Origin of the sequence: Ponticaulis koreensis DSM 19734, from assembly GCF_000420665.1 — a bacterium.
Lineage (GTDB): Bacteria > Pseudomonadota > Alphaproteobacteria > Caulobacterales > Hyphomonadaceae > Ponticaulis > Ponticaulis koreensis.
This window is the reverse complement of sequence record NZ_ATVJ01000002.1, coordinates 204,307-218,578: the sequence shown is the minus strand read 5'-3', so window position 1 is coordinate 218,578 and position 14,272 is coordinate 204,307. Positions and strand designations below refer to the sequence as shown.

The window sequence follows — 14,272 nt, the reverse complement described above, 5'->3', positions numbered from 1 at the left end:
GTCATGTCTCTAGCACTTGTCGCGGGGCAGGGCGATGTGCCTCGCATGATAGCCGAGCACCATAAAGATGCCGGGAATGCACCTTTCATTATCGTTCTCAAAGGGTTCGAGAGCGACTGGGTCCGGGGCTTTGATCATGAGATCTGTGGAATCGCGGAGATCGGCAAAGTCTTATCCACGCTTCGCGCCAAGGGCTGTGAAACCGTATCGTTTATAGGAAACGTCAAACGACCGGATTTTTCGTCTCTGAAGCCGGACTTAAAAGGCGTATCGCTGCTTCCGAAAATTATATCAGCGGCACGGCGCGGCGATGATGCACTCCTGAATTCGATTGTCGCTATCTTTGAATCGGAGGGATTTAAAGTTATTGGCGCGCACGAATTGTTGGATGGCCTCACACAGCCTGCGGGTGTGTTGAATAGCGTGGCTGTTACAGACTCTGAAAAGGCTGATATTCAGGAAGCCTATCGGATCGCAGGCGCTATCGGCGATCTTGATATCGGTCAGGGCGCAGTAGTTTGTGGTGGTCTTGTGCTTGCGGTGGAAGCGCAAGAGGGAACGGACGAAATGCTGCGGCGCGTCGTAAGGTTGCCCGTAGAAATTCGTGGAACGGAAGATGAGCGCAAAGGTGCTTTGCTAAAGCGACCAAAACCGATGCAGGACAAGCGTGTTGATATGCCAACGATCGGACCGTCTACAGTCTCTAAGGCGGCTGAAGCAGGATTAAAGGTTATAGCAGCTGTTGAGCATGCGGCGCTTTGGGTTGAGGTCGAGAAGCTGAAGTCGCTTGCCGACGCGGTAGGCATATCGCTGGTATCGCTGCGTGAAAATGGTGACTGGCCGTGAGCTGTGACCTGATCTTTGTGTCAGCGGAACCATCTGGCGATGATCTTTCTGTCGCAGTTATCCAGTCTTTGCGAGACAAACTGCCGGACTTAGAAATTAAGGCGATCGGGGGTAGTGCTCTCGACTCTGTTGATTTGTCTTCACCGTTGGATGTTTCTCCGCTCTCAGTTCTCGGATTGTTCGAAGGTCTGAAGGTTTATCCTCAGGTCGTCAATCTAGCCAATGCTGCAGCCGACTTCATAGTAGAGAACGCTCCTAAAGCCGTTGTGCTCGTCGACTCATGGGGATTTATGTTGCGCGTCGCACAGAGGCTTAAGAAGCGGGCGCCACATATCAAACTGATTAAATTGGTTGGCCCTCAAGTGTGGGCGACGCGACCAGGCCGCGCGAAGACACTGGCTAAACTTGTGGATCACTTGCTCTGCATCCATGACATGGAAGTTCCGTATTATGAGCCATTTGGCCTACCATGCACGGTGATCGGAAATCCCGCATTGGATCGGCTTGAAGCGGGGGACGGCGAGGAGTACCGGAGCCAGCTTGGACTAGCTGAAGATCAACGCTTGTTGTTGATCTTGCCTGGTAGCAGAAAATCCGAAATTTCCAGGACGGCCCCAACGCTAGCGGACGCCTCGTCACGGCTTGTCGAGCGGTTCAGACGTAACCTGAAGCCGGTAGTGTTGGTGTCCAAGTCTGTGGCAGAACTTGTTCGTAGCGGAAATCTCAGCTGGCCAGGTGACACGCACTTCGAGACTAACGTTAAAGCCAAAGCCGACTTGATGTCTGCAGCTGACGTGGCGCTTGCTTGTTCAGGGACCGTCACCACTGAACTGGCGTCTCAAGGGTGTCCCATGGTCGTTGCTTATCGTATGGGGCCGTTGACCTGGTTCCTCGCCGACAAGTTTCTGTATCAACCCGACTACGCGACGCTCTTCAATATTGCTGCTGACAAGGAGGTCGCCCCCGAATTCTTGCAGGACCAGCTGACCGCTAGAAACCTGTCTGACGCTGCTGGCGAGCTCCTCACGAATGATCAGAAGCGTGCAAATCAAATTCACGAACAATTTGAGGCGCTGGAGCGAATGGGCTTAGGCGGCAAACCGGCTCCCGAGATAGCCGCTGATACGTTGATTGAATTGCTGAAATAAAAAACGCTCCACAAGGGGAGCGTTTCTGTTTGAATATGCCCTGCGGATTATCGCTGGGATACTGGCTTGTAATCGCGTTCTGTTGCGCCTGTGTAGATCTGACGTGGACGGCCGATACGCTGTGTCGGGTCCGTCGTCATTTCTTCCCACTGCGCAATCCAGCCAACTGTACGCGCCAATGCGAAGAGAACAGTGTACATTTCGACCGGGAAGCCGAGAGCGTTCAGAGTGATGCCGGAATAGAAGTCGATGTTCGGATAGAGCTTCTTTTCAACGAAGTACTCGTCTTCAAGCGCGATCTTCTCCAGTTCCATAGCAACTTGCAGGAGTGGTTCGTCACGTTTGTCGAGTTCGTCCAGAACTTCGTGACATGTCTTCTGCATGACTTTCGCACGTGGGTCATAGTTTTTGTAAACGCGGTGACCGAAGCCCATGAGGCGGAACGGATCGTTTTTGTCTTTCGCGCGGCGAACGAACTCAGGAATGCGATCAACCGAGCCGATCTCACGCAGCATATTGAGTGCAGCTTCGTTTGCACCGCCATGGCTTGGTCCCCAGAGGCATGCAATGCCAGCGGCAATACACGCAAACGGGTTCGCGCCTGAAGAGCCTGCGAGACGGACCGTAGATGTAGATGCGTTTTGCTCGTGGTCGGCGTGCAGGATGAAGATTTTATCCATAGCTTTTGCAAGCACAGGGTTCACTTCATAATCTTCTGCAGGAACAGCAAAACACATGCGCAGGAAGTTTTCAGAATAGCTGAGATCATTGCGTGGGCTGATGAATGGCTGGCCTACGGAGTATTTGTAAGCACGCGCCGCGATCGTCGGCATTTTCGCGATCAGGCGATGTGTCGCGATCATGCGTTGCATCGGATCGTTGATGTCAGTGGAGTCGTGGTAGAAGGCAGACAGAGCGCCAACTGTACCCACCATAACAGCCATTGGGTGAGCGTCGCGGCGATAGCCTTCAAAGAACCGATCCAGCTGTGTGTGCAGCATGGTGTGATGCGTGATCGTGTGAGTGTAATCGTCGAGCTCAGCCTTGCTCGGGAGTTCTCCGTTTAGGAGAAGGTAGCAGGTTTCAAGGAAGCTTGAATTGTCTGCCAGTTGGTCGATTGGGTAACCGCGATACAGAAGAACGCCATTGTCACCGTCAATATAAGTGATCTGGGATTCACAGCTGGCTGTAGACGTGAAGCCAGGGTCAAGCGTGAACATGCCTGTCTGGGCATAGAGTGATTTCACATCAATGACATCTGGTCCAACGGATCCGGACAGCACAGGCAATTCGAGAGTTTTATCTCCCACATTGAGTGTGGCCGATCCGCTAGGTTTCGTCTTGTTTTCCATCAATATGCCCTCTTTCAGATATTTGTATTCATCAATTCCAGAACGTCATCTATCCGCCCAATGCTCTCGGCTTTTCCAAGCCAGAAGAGTATCAGGTGCAGATCCGGCGCCGGCAGGCCTCCGGTAAGTGCTGTTCTTAGTTGGGGACCAACTTGTCCAAGAGACAGTTCACGTGTGTCGCAGAACTGCTGAATCAAGGTTTCAAGCTGATCACTTGTCCAGGTTTCTTCGTCGTTTAATGCGTTTCGAAGGTCTCCTAAGATTTCTAAAGCTTGCGGCTTAAGCTTTTTCCTAGCCTTTGAGTTAATGTCAATTGGCCTTTCGACTATAAGGAACTGAGAAGCCGAAGTTATTTCAGGAATTGTCTGTCCGCGCGTTTTCAGGACAGCAATTGCTGCTTCAATGCGTGATTTCGCGGCATCGGTAAGCGCTTGCTCCTTTTGAGCGTTCTTGAGCAGCAGATCAAGGGCGGTGGCATCATCCAAACGGTGAAGGTGTTCCCCGTTGATAAAGGCTAGCTTCTCGAAATCCATCCGAGAGGCACCTTTGTTGATGCCGGATAGATCGAACCATTCCACGGCCTTATCGGTTGGAATGAATTCGTCGTCTCCGTGGCTCCAGCCAAGTCGGAGCAGGTAGTTCTTAAGACCGTCCGGAATATAGCCCATATCCTTATACGCTTCGACACCAAGAGTGCCATGTCGTTTGGACAGTTTGGCGCCATCAGGGCCATGGATCAGAGGTATGTGGGCGTATTTCGGCAGCGTCCAACCCATGCCTTCGAAAATCGGAATCTGGCGAAAGGTATTCGTCAAATGGTCGTCGCCGCGAATAACCTGCGTCACGCCCATATCATGGTCATCAACCACGACAGCAAGCATATAGGTCGGCGTGCCATCAGCTCGCAAAAGAATGAGGTCATCAATCTCTTTAGCGCTGATGCTGACGTTGCCTTGGACGTCATCAGAGAGCGCAACCTTTCCATCGTCTGGCGCGCGCAATCGTACAACATAAGGGGCATCGTCAGATGGCGCGTCTTTTCCGTCCCTGTACGGAGAACGAAAAGCAGCCATCAAGGCGTTGGCTTCGGCTTTCTTGGCTTCAATGGTTTCAGGAGAGCCTTCACCCGCCTTCGTCTGAGCGAGTAGTTCCTGAGCCTTTTCACGTCGCTCAGCCAATTCTTCCGGCGTTACGTAGCACTTGAAAGCTTTTCCGTTTGCGAGCAATTGCTGCGCGACCTCTACGTGGCGATCGGCGCGCTGGCTTTGGAAGACTGGCGGTTCGTCGGATTCAAGCCCGAGCCACTTCATTCCTGCGAGAATTGCGTCAATTGCTTCCTGAGTGGAGCGTTTGTGATCGGTGTCCTCAATGCGCAGAAGGAACTTCCCGCCATGGTGACGTGCAAACAACCAGTTGAAAAGGGCTGTTCTTGCGCCGCCAATATGCAAAAATCCCGTTGGTGAGGGAGCAAAGCGGGTGATTACAGTCATTAAACGCCTCGTAAATCCTGTTCGGAGCACGCTAACGTCGTCCGGACGCAGGCGGCTGGTTCGTAATGTGAGCCTGGACGGCCAACGGGCTGCGAAGAAGCTGCTGCTTCTCAAAAGCGAAACAAGCCAAGGCTATTTCCAACGCATGCTCTGGGTGCCTATTGCGTTCGCAGCGGGTTGTGCTGCGTACTTTGCAGGCGATCAAGAACCCGGCTGGTTTGCCTATGCATGCGCCTTAACCGCCTTGGTTATCGGGGGTTTTATGGCGATGCGCGTGGCGTCGTCATTGCGGGCTCTGCCAGAGTTTGCGCTTATTCTCATGGCCTTCGCTATTTTCGGCTTTTGCTACAGCGCTTTTCGCACGTACACAATGCCATGTAGGGGAATTCATGTACCTTTTGAGCGTGTCATGGTCGAGGGGTGGGTGACCGAAATCTCCGGTCATTCAGAAAGAATGCGCGTCTCGATAAATGTTCACGCAATATCCGATATCTTTCCCGAAAATCTGCCCGAAACTGTCCGACTATCACAGCGTCCTGATGACGCACTCATGCCCGGCCGTTTTGTACGGTGTTTTGCCTCTCTTCAGCCTCCACCATCGCCAATGCTTGCGGGAGACTATGATTTCGAGCGCAACGCGTTCTTTGATGGACTGGGTGCTGTTGGTTATGTGTTCGGGCAATGCGAGCCGGGTAGACTTTCCCAAGCCGATAGCTCAGTGAACGGCTTTACGCTTTGGTTGAACGCTGAGCGACGACAGCTTGCGGCTCATATCGCGTCTATGTCCGGCGATGGCGCCGGGCTCGCAGCAGCCTTGCTGACGGGAAATAGAAGTTATCTTTCCGAGGAAGACGAGGAGACTTTGAGGGCGTCAGGTCTGGCGCATTTGCTAGCGATATCAGGACTGCATATGGGGCTGGCCGCGGGGGTTTTCTATTTCGGCATCTTCCGCATTTTGGCGCTATTTCCCAAAATCGCGTTGCGTATTCCGCTGCAGAAGGTTGCTGGCATAGGCTCGTTAGCCGCTATTACTGCGTATCTGTTGTTTTCCGGCGCTAGTGTGGCGACCCAGCGTGCATACATCATGGTGATGTCGGTCCTAGTATACTCCCTATTCGACCGACCCTTATTATCGTTTCAAGCATTGGCCATCGCGATGATGTCGGTTCTGCTTCTGGCTCCCTGGTCTGTTCTGACGCCTGGCTTTCAGATGAGCTTTGCCGCGACTGGCGCTCTACTCGCCGGCTATCGGAATTTCGATAAACAAAAGATAGCGCGGCAAGGTGTGCTTCACAAGTCAGTGCTCCCATTTCTGGATGGGCTGGTTCGAACAAGCTGGATAGCCGGGTTAGCGACGATGCCTTTCGCGCTATACCATTTTGGACGGGCTGCACCCTTAGGTTTCTTCGCGAACATTCTGATCATGCCGATAATCACGCTGGTATGCGTTCCGATCGCGGCCATTAGCGTCGTTCTATTGCCGTTTGGTTTAGGCGATATGGGACTCGAGGCTCTTACACATGCATTGGGATGGGTGTTAGATCTTGCTGCTCATTTTACGCAGGACTGGAACGGTTGGCGACGCTTTGTTCCAGGGCAAATGCCCGTAGGGGTTTTCCTCGCAATGGTTGGAGCTTTAGCGTGCTGGACGATCGTTCGAAGCAATCGCATCGCTGTCATGATCGCATTTTCGGGTATAGCGGCGGTGATGTGGCTGATGTCCCCCAAGCCGACAATGATCTATGACGGCGCTGGACATATTTTCGTTCGCGAACAATCAGAGTGGATCGAACTTGATATTGGAGGCAGAGGCCTACGCCCTTTACGCTTTACGGACGTCCGCGAACTCGTTTGCACGGAAGGCTGTGAAGTTCTTGATGGCTTAGCGCGCGTAGAGCCAACTGAAAATGCCATCCAACTCACAGGCGTTGGTGGCAATTCTTTTCAAATAGAAAAGAGCGACCCGAGGGTCGCTCACATCTTTGAATCTGGCGAAGAATTCGAAATTCGTTGGTCAGACCGATACAGATGCCGACCTTGGAGTAACAATTACCCGGACTGCCACTAACCGGTTCAATTGTACTTTCTGATCAGAGCGACGAGTTTACCCTGAACGCGCACCCGGTCAGGACCAAATATACGGGTCTCGTATTTTGGGTTGGCAGCTTCCAGTGCAATAGAGCCGCCTTTTTTGCGGAAGCGCTTCAATGTTGCTTCTTCCTCATCGATCAACGCAACAACGATGTCGCCGGAAACTGCTGTCTCGCCCGGATTACAAATGACGATGTCGCCATCAAGAATTCCGGCTTCGATCATCGAGTCACCTTTTACTTCAAGCGCGAAGTGATCACGGCCTTCAATCCCTTGCGGTGGCACGACTCGGTCGACTTCATGCTGAATGGCTTCAATCGGAACGCCGGCCGCGATACGACCAAGAAGCGGCACAGTGTCGTTCGCCGGAACTTCTGCTTCGAATTCATTTGAAACGATGCTTGGCTTGAACGGTCCTTTTGGTCGGCTTTGTGTTCCGCCGGAAGCAGCTGAATCAGGAAGCTTGATCACTTCGAGTGCGCGGGCTCGATTAGCTAGGCGTCTAAGAAAGCCGCGTTCTTCGAGCGCGGTAATCAAACGGTGAATGCCAGACTTGGACGCGAGGTCCAAAGCCTCTTTCATTTCGTCGAAAGAAGGAGAAACACCAGTTTCCTGGATACGATGGTGGATAAAGAGCAACAATTCGCGCTGTTTGACCGTAAGCATTTTAAGTTCCGATCTGATTTGAGTCGCATTTTGTTCTACATCCGTTCGTTTTGTTCGTCAATTCTCTGTAGTATAAACAAGGTTTTTTACAGCGAGTTCGCGTTCTGTTTCTTTCATGAGGCTTTCGCCGATAAGGAAACGCTTATAACCGCTCATACGGAGACGCTTGATATCTCCTACGGTCTTCACACCGCTTTCGGACACCATGAGATTGTTGGCATCGGCGCCTGACGCGAGCCGTTCAGAGACGCCGAGATCGGTCGTCATTTCTTTGAGGTTACGATTATTCACACCGATAAAATCGGCACCCATTGCGTGAGCCCGCTCAAGCTCTGCTTCGTCGTGAACTTCTACAAGCGCATCAAGCCCGACATCCTTCGCGGTATGGAGGAGCTCTGAAGCGAGGGCATTATCAAACGATGCCATGATGATCAGAATACAATCGGCTTCATGGGCTCGCGCTTCCAGTATCTGGATCGGGTCCAGCATGAAGTCTTTTCTAAGGATTGGCATGGAAACAGCGTCTCGAACCAGTTTCAGGTCAGAGAGGCTGCCGCCGAAACTCGGGCCATCTGTTAGAACTGAGAGACAGGTTGCTCCACCATTCTCATAGTCTCGCGCAACTGCTGCCGGGTCCGCGCCCATGAGAATGTCACCAGCTGAAGGGCTCTTTCGTTTAATCTCACAAATGAGCGCGTTTCGCCCGGCAGCTACCGTTGCATTCATGCTTGAAAGAAAGCCACGCGGAGCAGGGAGCGTTTTAATGTCGCGGAGATAGGAATCTTCGGTGCGCTCTGCGCGCAGCGCTTTCACTTCATCTCGTTTGTATGCGTTAATTCGATCTAGCGCGGTCGTCATGACGTCGCTGCCTTTAGCTTGTTGAGTGTCTCTCTTGCTGCGCCTGACGCGATGGCGTCTGAAGCCATCTCCGCCCCGTCGCATAGCGTAGTCGCTTTGCCTGTGAGATGGAGGCCGGCAGCGGCGTTTAAGACGACCGCATCCCGAAATGGGGAAGCCTTATCTGAGAAAAGATCAGTAATGGCTTTTGCATTCTGATCCGGGGTTCCGCCCCGGAGCGTAGACAGCGGACTCACTGGAAGTCCCGCGTCGGAAGGGTGGATCATGATTTCATCCAAACCATTCTCGGTAACGTCTACAACAAGCGTTTCACCGGCAATCGACAGCTCATCAATTGCTAGACCATCGTTCATCTTGCCATGCACGACCCAGGCGCGCTCGATTTCCAGAGCTTGAAGAGTCTCCGCCATCGGTCGCAGCCAGTGAGAGTCATAGACACCCAAAATCTGGTGACTCGCTCCAGCTGGGTTCGAAAGTGGGCCTAGCAGGTTGAACACTGTGCGAATGCCGAGGCTGGCGCGTACAGGTGCAACATGGCGCATCGCGGAGTGGTGCGATCTGGCGAAGAGGAAGCCAATTCCGGCAGTTCTGATTGCGTCGAGGAATTGTTCCTCAGAGATGTCCAGACCTACACCTAACGCCTCGAGCACGTCAGCTGAGCCGGTTTTTGGCGGTACGGAACGGTTTCCGTGTTTGGCCACAGTCACACCGCAAGCTGCGGTCACGATGGCGCTGGCGGTCGACGTGTTGAGGCTGGCCCAGCCAAGGCCGCCAGTGCCACAGGTATCGAGAACGACACCGTCCAACTTTATCCTTTTTGCCGTACGTCGCATGATGCGGGCTCCGGCAAGGAGCTCGGTGCTTGTTTCACCGCGAACAGCCAGACCCATCAGGAATGCCCCGATGCGTTCGGGAGGAACTTCGCCGCTGAGAATCTCAGAAAACGCGCCTTCAAGGATTTCAACGCTGAGGGATTCTTTGCGTGCAATAGACTTGATTGCATTAGAAATAACGTCCGTCATGGTTGTTCCCTAAGTTCAGTCTGGCAGGGCTTTATACGCTCTTCGCGACTTTTAGAAAGTTTGCGAGGATCTCATGGCCGTATTCAGTTTTAATGCTCTCCGGGTGAAATTGAACGCCAAAAACAGGACGTGTTTCATGGTGTATCGCCATGATCTCACCGTCGTCGGTAAAAGCATCTGCGATCAGGCAATCCGGAAGGCTTGGAGGTGCGACCGCCAGAGAGTGATACCGAACAACGTCAAACGTTTCAGGGAGCCCCTCAAACAGAGCGCCGCCTTTCTGTGTGATTGTGCTGATTTTACCGTGACGAATTTCCATCGCCGTGACTACGTCACCGCCCATAGCCTGCCCAATGGATTGGTGGCCAAGGCAAACACCAAGAATCGGCAATGAGTCAGGTGCACGTTTAACAAAATCGACGCATATTCCAGCTTCGTTCGGCGTGCACGGGCCCGGTGACAGCACGACGGCTTCGGGCTTAAGTGCCAGCGCCTCTTCAACGGTCATTTCATCATTACGAATGACGTGCGCTTCTCCACCAACGTCAGCGAGGTAATGCGCCAGATTGTAGGTGAAGCTGTCATAGTTATCGATGAGGAGGATCATTGATTGCCCTCGAACCGCGCAGCCATCTCTGCGGCCCGTTTCAGGGCCTGAGATTTATGCATTGTTTCCTGATATTCGTATTCGGGATCGCTATCGAGCACGACGCCGCCACCGGCCTGAATGTGCAAGCGGTCGTTTTCTATCACTGCGGTACGCAAAGCGATGCAGGTGTCCAGATCACCCTTCCATCCGAAATAGCCAACGGCTCCGCCATAAACACCGCGCGAATTTCCTTCGAGCTCATCGATAATCTGCATTGCGCGAATTTTTGGTGCGCCAGAAACGGTGCCTGCAGGGAACCCGGCCATCAACGCATCTTTCAGCGTTTTGCCGTCGCGAAGATTGCCTTCGACCTGCGAGACGATGTGCATAACATGGCTATAGTGTTCGACGACAAAGGATTCCGTTACTTCAACGCTGCCATATTGACAGACACGACCGACATCGTTTCGACCGAGGTCGAGCAGCATCAAATGTTCAGCGCACTCTTTAGCATCGTTCAGCAGGCTTTCCTGACGACGCAGGTTTTCCGCCTTATCGTTAGATCTTGGCCGTGTGCCCGCAATCGGTCTGACTGACATGCGGCCGTCGCGAACGCGAACGAGGATTTCTGGACTGCTACCAACGAGCTGGGCATCGCCAAGTCGCATATGGAACATGAATGCTGATGGGTTCAGCGATCTAAGCGAGCGATAATAGGCGAGGGATGAGTAAGGATAGTTGCAGGTGAAGCGCTGACTAGGAACGACCTGAAAAATATCGCCTGTTTTGATGTAGTCACGCGCCTTCTCAACCGCATCGGCATAGGTTTCTTCAGAAAAGTTGGACGTAAATTCCAAAACTCGTTCGCTTTGACCGCGCGGCGTTGGAGAGCCGGGGCCGTCGAGGGCTGCTTCAACTTCATCGAGAGCTTCAACCGCTTTCGCTTCTGCTTCTGTACCATCGGAGGATATGCGTACGGAAGCGACGAGAATAAGTTCCTGATACAGGTGATCAAAAATCAACACAACTCGTGGACGAACCAGCACGGCCTCCGGTACCGGAAGAACCTGCTTAGGTTTCTCGCCCACTGGCTCATAGTAACGGACCATATCGTATCCGAGATAGCCAAAGGCGCCAGCCGCCATAGGAGGCAGATCTTCCTCAGACCCTGCTCGAGCAGCCTCTGTGAATCGGTCAAGGTCGACTAGCGGTTCATCAGAAGATGCTACGATTTCTGAAAAGTCAGAAGACCGGCTGGTTTGAGCAACGCCGTCCTGAACACGCCACCAGAGATCAGGTTTCACACCAATAAAAGAATATCGTCCGAGCTGATGACCACCCTGAATGGATTCAAACAGAAAGTGGCCAGGTTCTTCAGCACCGAGTTTGAGTATCGCGGAAATCGGCGTTTCCGTATCCGCGATACGTCGGCGTACAATGAGATGATCGGCCATTATAAACTTCTAACTACTGCACCGGTTGGTATTGTTCGAGATAGGTCGTGATCGCAGCATCGTTGATCTGGGTATTCACATTTTCGCGTGCCACGTCGAAAACGGCTTGTTCGAATTCTCCTGCGATCATCTGATTTAGATTGGACCTGATTGGAGTAGATGCTGCTGTTCTTTGTTCGCCCTGTGGCACCTCAATGGCTTCAACGACGCCGATGAAGTAACCGCGCTGAAGCGGGATAGAAAATGCCTGATCCAGTTCGCTCCCGAAGATTCGCGCCATCACTTCTGGAGGAAAGCCAATTTGTGGTCCGGATGAACGTGCAATGGCCATGGGTGGACGATCAACTTCAAGATTGAGTTGCTGAGCTTCTGCATTCAGGAATGCTCCCTGGTTGATGCGCTCCATCATGGCTTCAGCGTATTCGGTGACTGCGGCTTGACGTTTCTGCGCGTAAACAACGTCGTAAAGTTCGTCTCGCATCTCTTCAAACTCAGGAAGGTAAGACACGACCGTCTCGTCCAGCCGAATAATGTACTGCGTGTCACCACCGTCTTCGCGGAAACTCATTTCATCTGGATAAAGCTGGAAACCGAGTTCCAGAGCGCCCTCAACCTCGAGAAGGGCGCCGACACGGCGGCCCTGACGGGTAAATCCACGCTCATCAACCGGCGGGAATGTGTAGACCGGCGATGAGATCATCTCTGCGATTTCGTGAATTGTACCGCCTGATCCAACGGCATCATCGATTAAGTCGAAAGAGTCGGCATAAAGACGCGATGATTTGTACTCGGTGATTTCAGCACGGAGTGTATCCGCGACGTCTTCGAGCGGGGTCGTTTCGCCAGGAATGTCGTCAGTCGTGCGTACGATTATCCACTGGCCATTGGCAGCCTGGATCGGACCGTTCCATACGTCGACAGGCGTATCGAAGACTGCAGTTGCCAGATCGATGCTGGAGATAGCGGAACGCAAATTGGTTTCTGTAGGAAGCTGGCGGCCGTTAAACGTCGCGACAACTGTTTGAGGATCTTCGCCACCAAGTAGGCGACCGAGCGCCTGGCGCGCGGTTGTTTCGTCTGCGAACGCGAACTGTTCGTATGTTCGGGTGCCCGCGCTGGTGAAGCGTGACTGTTGAGCCAGGTACTGATTTTCCAGTTCTTCCCCACTGATCGTGACCTGATGGATGAAATCTTCAGGGCGAACGGCGATAACGGAAAATCCGCGACGCTCCGGTTGCAGTATCATGCTGGTCTGAGCATCATAAAATTCGCGCAGCTCTTCTTCGGATGGTGGTTCGACAGCTTCTGGCAAGTCTCCTGCCTGCATTACGATGTAAGCGATCCGTCGACGTTCTTCGGAGAATACTGCAAGCAGCTCGGTCAGGCCTTGTGGCGCTTGCACGTTGCTCGCGAGACCATCGCTCATCGCGAGAAACGTCAGGTCGTCCTGCAGCCACTGTGTGAATTCAGTTTCTGTCTGGCCGCGATCGTTCAGAAAATTGATGTAGCTGGTGCGATCAAAGCCGCCATGAATGGCGCTTCTGAAAATGTCGTTCTGGCGGATAACATCAATAACGGACTGATCCGATGCGCGAATACCGTTGCGTTCGAGATACTCCGCCTGAATATTCCGGTTCGCCAGTTGATAAACCAGCCCCTGAAGCTGGCCGGCTTGAGCGAGATCCTGACGAGTGCTGTTGCCGCTATTCTGATTGATGCGATTGAGCAAAAGATCAGCTTCACGATCAAGATCGGAGGTTTCGACGGTCCGGTTTCCTACCGCAGCCAGGCTTGACCCCAGATTTGGCGTGAAAATGTCATTAATGCCGAAAGAAGCCATCGCGATGATCAGCAGGCCGATGATCACGAGGGCAACTTTTGAACGTAGAAGGTTCCGGAAAAGAGTGAGCATGAAGTAGTCCTGCGGCCAATCGCTTTATTTGCTTTCTTGCACGTGTCGATCTGGCTTGCTAGGCGGGATTGGTCTCTCATTCAAGATGGAATACGCTATGCTCAAGCCTTTGATTGCCGGAAACTGGAAGATGAACGGTCTGAAATCGTCTCTGACCGAAGCAGAATTACTCGTGGAAGGGCTTTCACAAGGCAATTACAGCGTAGACGTTCTCATCTGCCCGCCGGCTACATTAATTGATCGTATGGTTTCAGTTTTCGATGGAAATGCTATTTCCGTAGGAGGCCAGGATTGCCATGCCAATGCATCAGGCGCGCACACTGGTGATGTCAGCGCAGAAATGATCTCGGACATGGGGGCCACCTTCGTTATCGTTGGTCACTCCGAAAGACGAACCGATCATGGCGAAACAAATGCTGTCGTCCGAGACAAAGCTGAAGCTGCATTGCGCGCCGGAATTACACCCATCGTCTGCATCGGTGAGACACTGGCGCAGCGCGAAGCTGGTGAAACGCTGAGCGTTCTTGGCGACCAGATTGCAAACTCTATTCCTCCAGGCGTTGCGGGTGATCAATATGTTGTAGCATATGAACCTGTATGGGCGATTGGAACGGGCCTCGTTCCAGAGACTTCTGATATCAATACTGCGCACAATTTTCTGCGTAGTAAGTTGCAGGAAATTGGCGTCGAGAACGCTGATAAGGTCCGCCTTCTTTATGGCGGTTCAGTGAAGCCGTCGAACGCCGCGGAAATTCTCGGCGTAGCAGAAGTGAATGGCGCGCTAGTGGGCGGCGCGAGTTTGAAAGCAGCAGATTTCCTCGGGATTATTGCCGGAGCCTGAAAA

General features: G+C 52.8%; 12 protein-coding genes. 4 read left to right on the top strand and 8 right to left on the bottom strand.

The genetic code is table 11. The annotated features are described in order from the left end of the window. The first annotated feature begins 3 nt into the window (after positions 1-3). Together G523_RS0112880 and lpxB are read left to right on the top strand one after the other, a co-directional pair. The gene (locus tag G523_RS0112880; protein ID WP_027441724.1) at positions 4-846 is read left to right on the top strand and encodes an LpxI family protein; all 843 of its coding nucleotides are present in this window, start codon (positions 4-6) and stop codon (positions 844-846) included. Beyond that, on the top strand, positions 843-1,994 hold the full coding sequence (gene lpxB / locus G523_RS0112875) for a lipid-A-disaccharide synthase (RefSeq protein ID WP_022695475.1): 1,152 nt from the start codon (positions 843-845) through the stop codon (positions 1,992-1,994). The genes G523_RS0112880 and lpxB overlap by 4 nt, the downstream gene beginning before the upstream one ends. Before the next feature lie 47 nt (positions 1,995-2,041). Here lpxB and gltA read toward each other — a convergent pair whose 3' ends face one another. Continuing rightward, positions 2,042-3,346, bottom strand: coding sequence for a citrate synthase (gene gltA, locus G523_RS0112870; protein WP_022695474.1), 1,305 nt, complete (start codon positions 3,344-3,346; stop codon positions 2,042-2,044). Positions 3,347-3,360: 14 nt separating this feature from the next. Then, positions 3,361-4,836, bottom strand: a complete 1,476-nt coding sequence (gene gltX / locus G523_RS0112865; RefSeq protein ID WP_022695473.1) for a glutamate--tRNA ligase — start codon at positions 4,834-4,836, stop codon at positions 3,361-3,363. Positions 4,837-4,903: 67 nt separating this feature from the next. Between gltX and G523_RS0112860 the strand changes: the two genes are divergently transcribed. Then, a complete protein-coding gene (locus tag G523_RS0112860) occupies positions 4,904-6,904 on the top strand; it encodes a ComEC/Rec2 family competence protein (RefSeq protein WP_022695472.1) in 2,001 nt (666 codons plus the stop codon). 5 nt (positions 6,905-6,909) lie between these two features. Here G523_RS0112860 and lexA read toward each other — a convergent pair whose 3' ends face one another. The 6 genes from lexA to G523_RS0112830 are packed head-to-tail and all read right to left on the bottom strand — an operon-like array spanning position 6,910 to position 13,428. After that, entirely contained in the window at positions 6,910-7,593 is a 684-nt protein-coding gene (gene lexA / locus G523_RS0112855) for a transcriptional repressor LexA (RefSeq protein WP_022695471.1), read from the bottom strand. 57 nt (positions 7,594-7,650) lie between these two features. Next, a complete protein-coding gene (locus G523_RS0112850; RefSeq protein WP_022695470.1) occupies positions 7,651-8,451 on the bottom strand; it encodes an indole-3-glycerol phosphate synthase TrpC in 801 nt (266 codons plus the stop codon). After that, positions 8,448-9,473, bottom strand: a complete 1,026-nt coding sequence (gene trpD, locus G523_RS0112845; protein ID WP_022695469.1) for an anthranilate phosphoribosyltransferase — start codon at positions 9,471-9,473, stop codon at positions 8,448-8,450. The genes G523_RS0112850 and trpD overlap by 4 nt, the downstream gene beginning before the upstream one ends. Before the next feature lie 31 nt (positions 9,474-9,504). Beyond that, positions 9,505-10,080: an anthranilate synthase component II gene (locus G523_RS0112840; protein ID WP_022695468.1), complete on the bottom strand. Its 576-nt coding sequence runs from the start codon at positions 10,078-10,080 to the stop codon at positions 9,505-9,507. Next, positions 10,077-11,516 (bottom strand): anthranilate synthase component I, encoded by a 1,440-nt coding sequence (gene trpE / locus G523_RS0112835; RefSeq protein ID WP_022695467.1) that lies wholly within the window; start codon positions 11,514-11,516, stop codon positions 10,077-10,079. Before trpE ends, G523_RS0112840 begins: the two co-directional genes overlap by 4 nt. 13 nt (positions 11,517-11,529) lie before the next feature. Further along, a complete protein-coding gene (locus G523_RS0112830) occupies positions 11,530-13,428 on the bottom strand; it encodes a peptidylprolyl isomerase (RefSeq protein ID WP_022695466.1) in 1,899 nt (632 codons plus the stop codon). Between the two features lie 97 nt (positions 13,429-13,525). On the opposite strand from G523_RS0112830, the gene tpiA reads away from it, so the two are divergent. After that, positions 13,526-14,269 (top strand): triose-phosphate isomerase, encoded by a 744-nt coding sequence (tpiA, locus tag G523_RS0112825; protein WP_233347302.1) that lies wholly within the window; start codon positions 13,526-13,528, stop codon positions 14,267-14,269. Positions 14,270-14,272: the final 3 nt, after the last annotated feature.

Excerpts from the sequence above, each read along its gene's own strand:
- G523_RS0112880 (WP_027441724.1), top strand. The coding sequence starts at position 4 with ATGTCTCTAGCACTTGTCGCGGGGCAGGGCGATGTGCCTCGCATGATA.
- gltA (WP_022695474.1), bottom strand. The coding sequence starts at position 3,346 with ATGGAAAACAAGACGAAACCTAGCGGATCGGCCACACTCAATGTGGGA.
- gltX (WP_022695473.1), bottom strand. The coding sequence starts at position 4,836 with ATGACTGTAATCACCCGCTTTGCTCCCTCACCAACGGGATTTTTGCAT.
- lexA (WP_022695471.1), bottom strand. The coding sequence starts at position 7,593 with ATGCTTACGGTCAAACAGCGCGAATTGTTGCTCTTTATCCACCATCGT.
- G523_RS0112850 (WP_022695470.1), bottom strand. The coding sequence starts at position 8,451 with ATGACGACCGCGCTAGATCGAATTAACGCATACAAACGAGATGAAGTG.
- trpD (WP_022695469.1), bottom strand. The coding sequence starts at position 9,473 with ATGACGGACGTTATTTCTAATGCAATCAAGTCTATTGCACGCAAAGAA.
- G523_RS0112840 (WP_022695468.1), bottom strand. The coding sequence starts at position 10,080 with ATGATCCTCCTCATCGATAACTATGACAGCTTCACCTACAATCTGGCG.
- trpE (WP_022695467.1), bottom strand. The coding sequence starts at position 11,516 with ATGGCCGATCATCTCATTGTACGCCGACGTATCGCGGATACGGAAACG.
- G523_RS0112830 (WP_022695466.1), bottom strand. The coding sequence starts at position 13,428 with ATGCTCACTCTTTTCCGGAACCTTCTACGTTCAAAAGTTGCCCTCGTG.
- tpiA (WP_233347302.1), top strand. The coding sequence starts at position 13,526 with ATGCTCAAGCCTTTGATTGCCGGAAACTGGAAGATGAACGGTCTGAAA.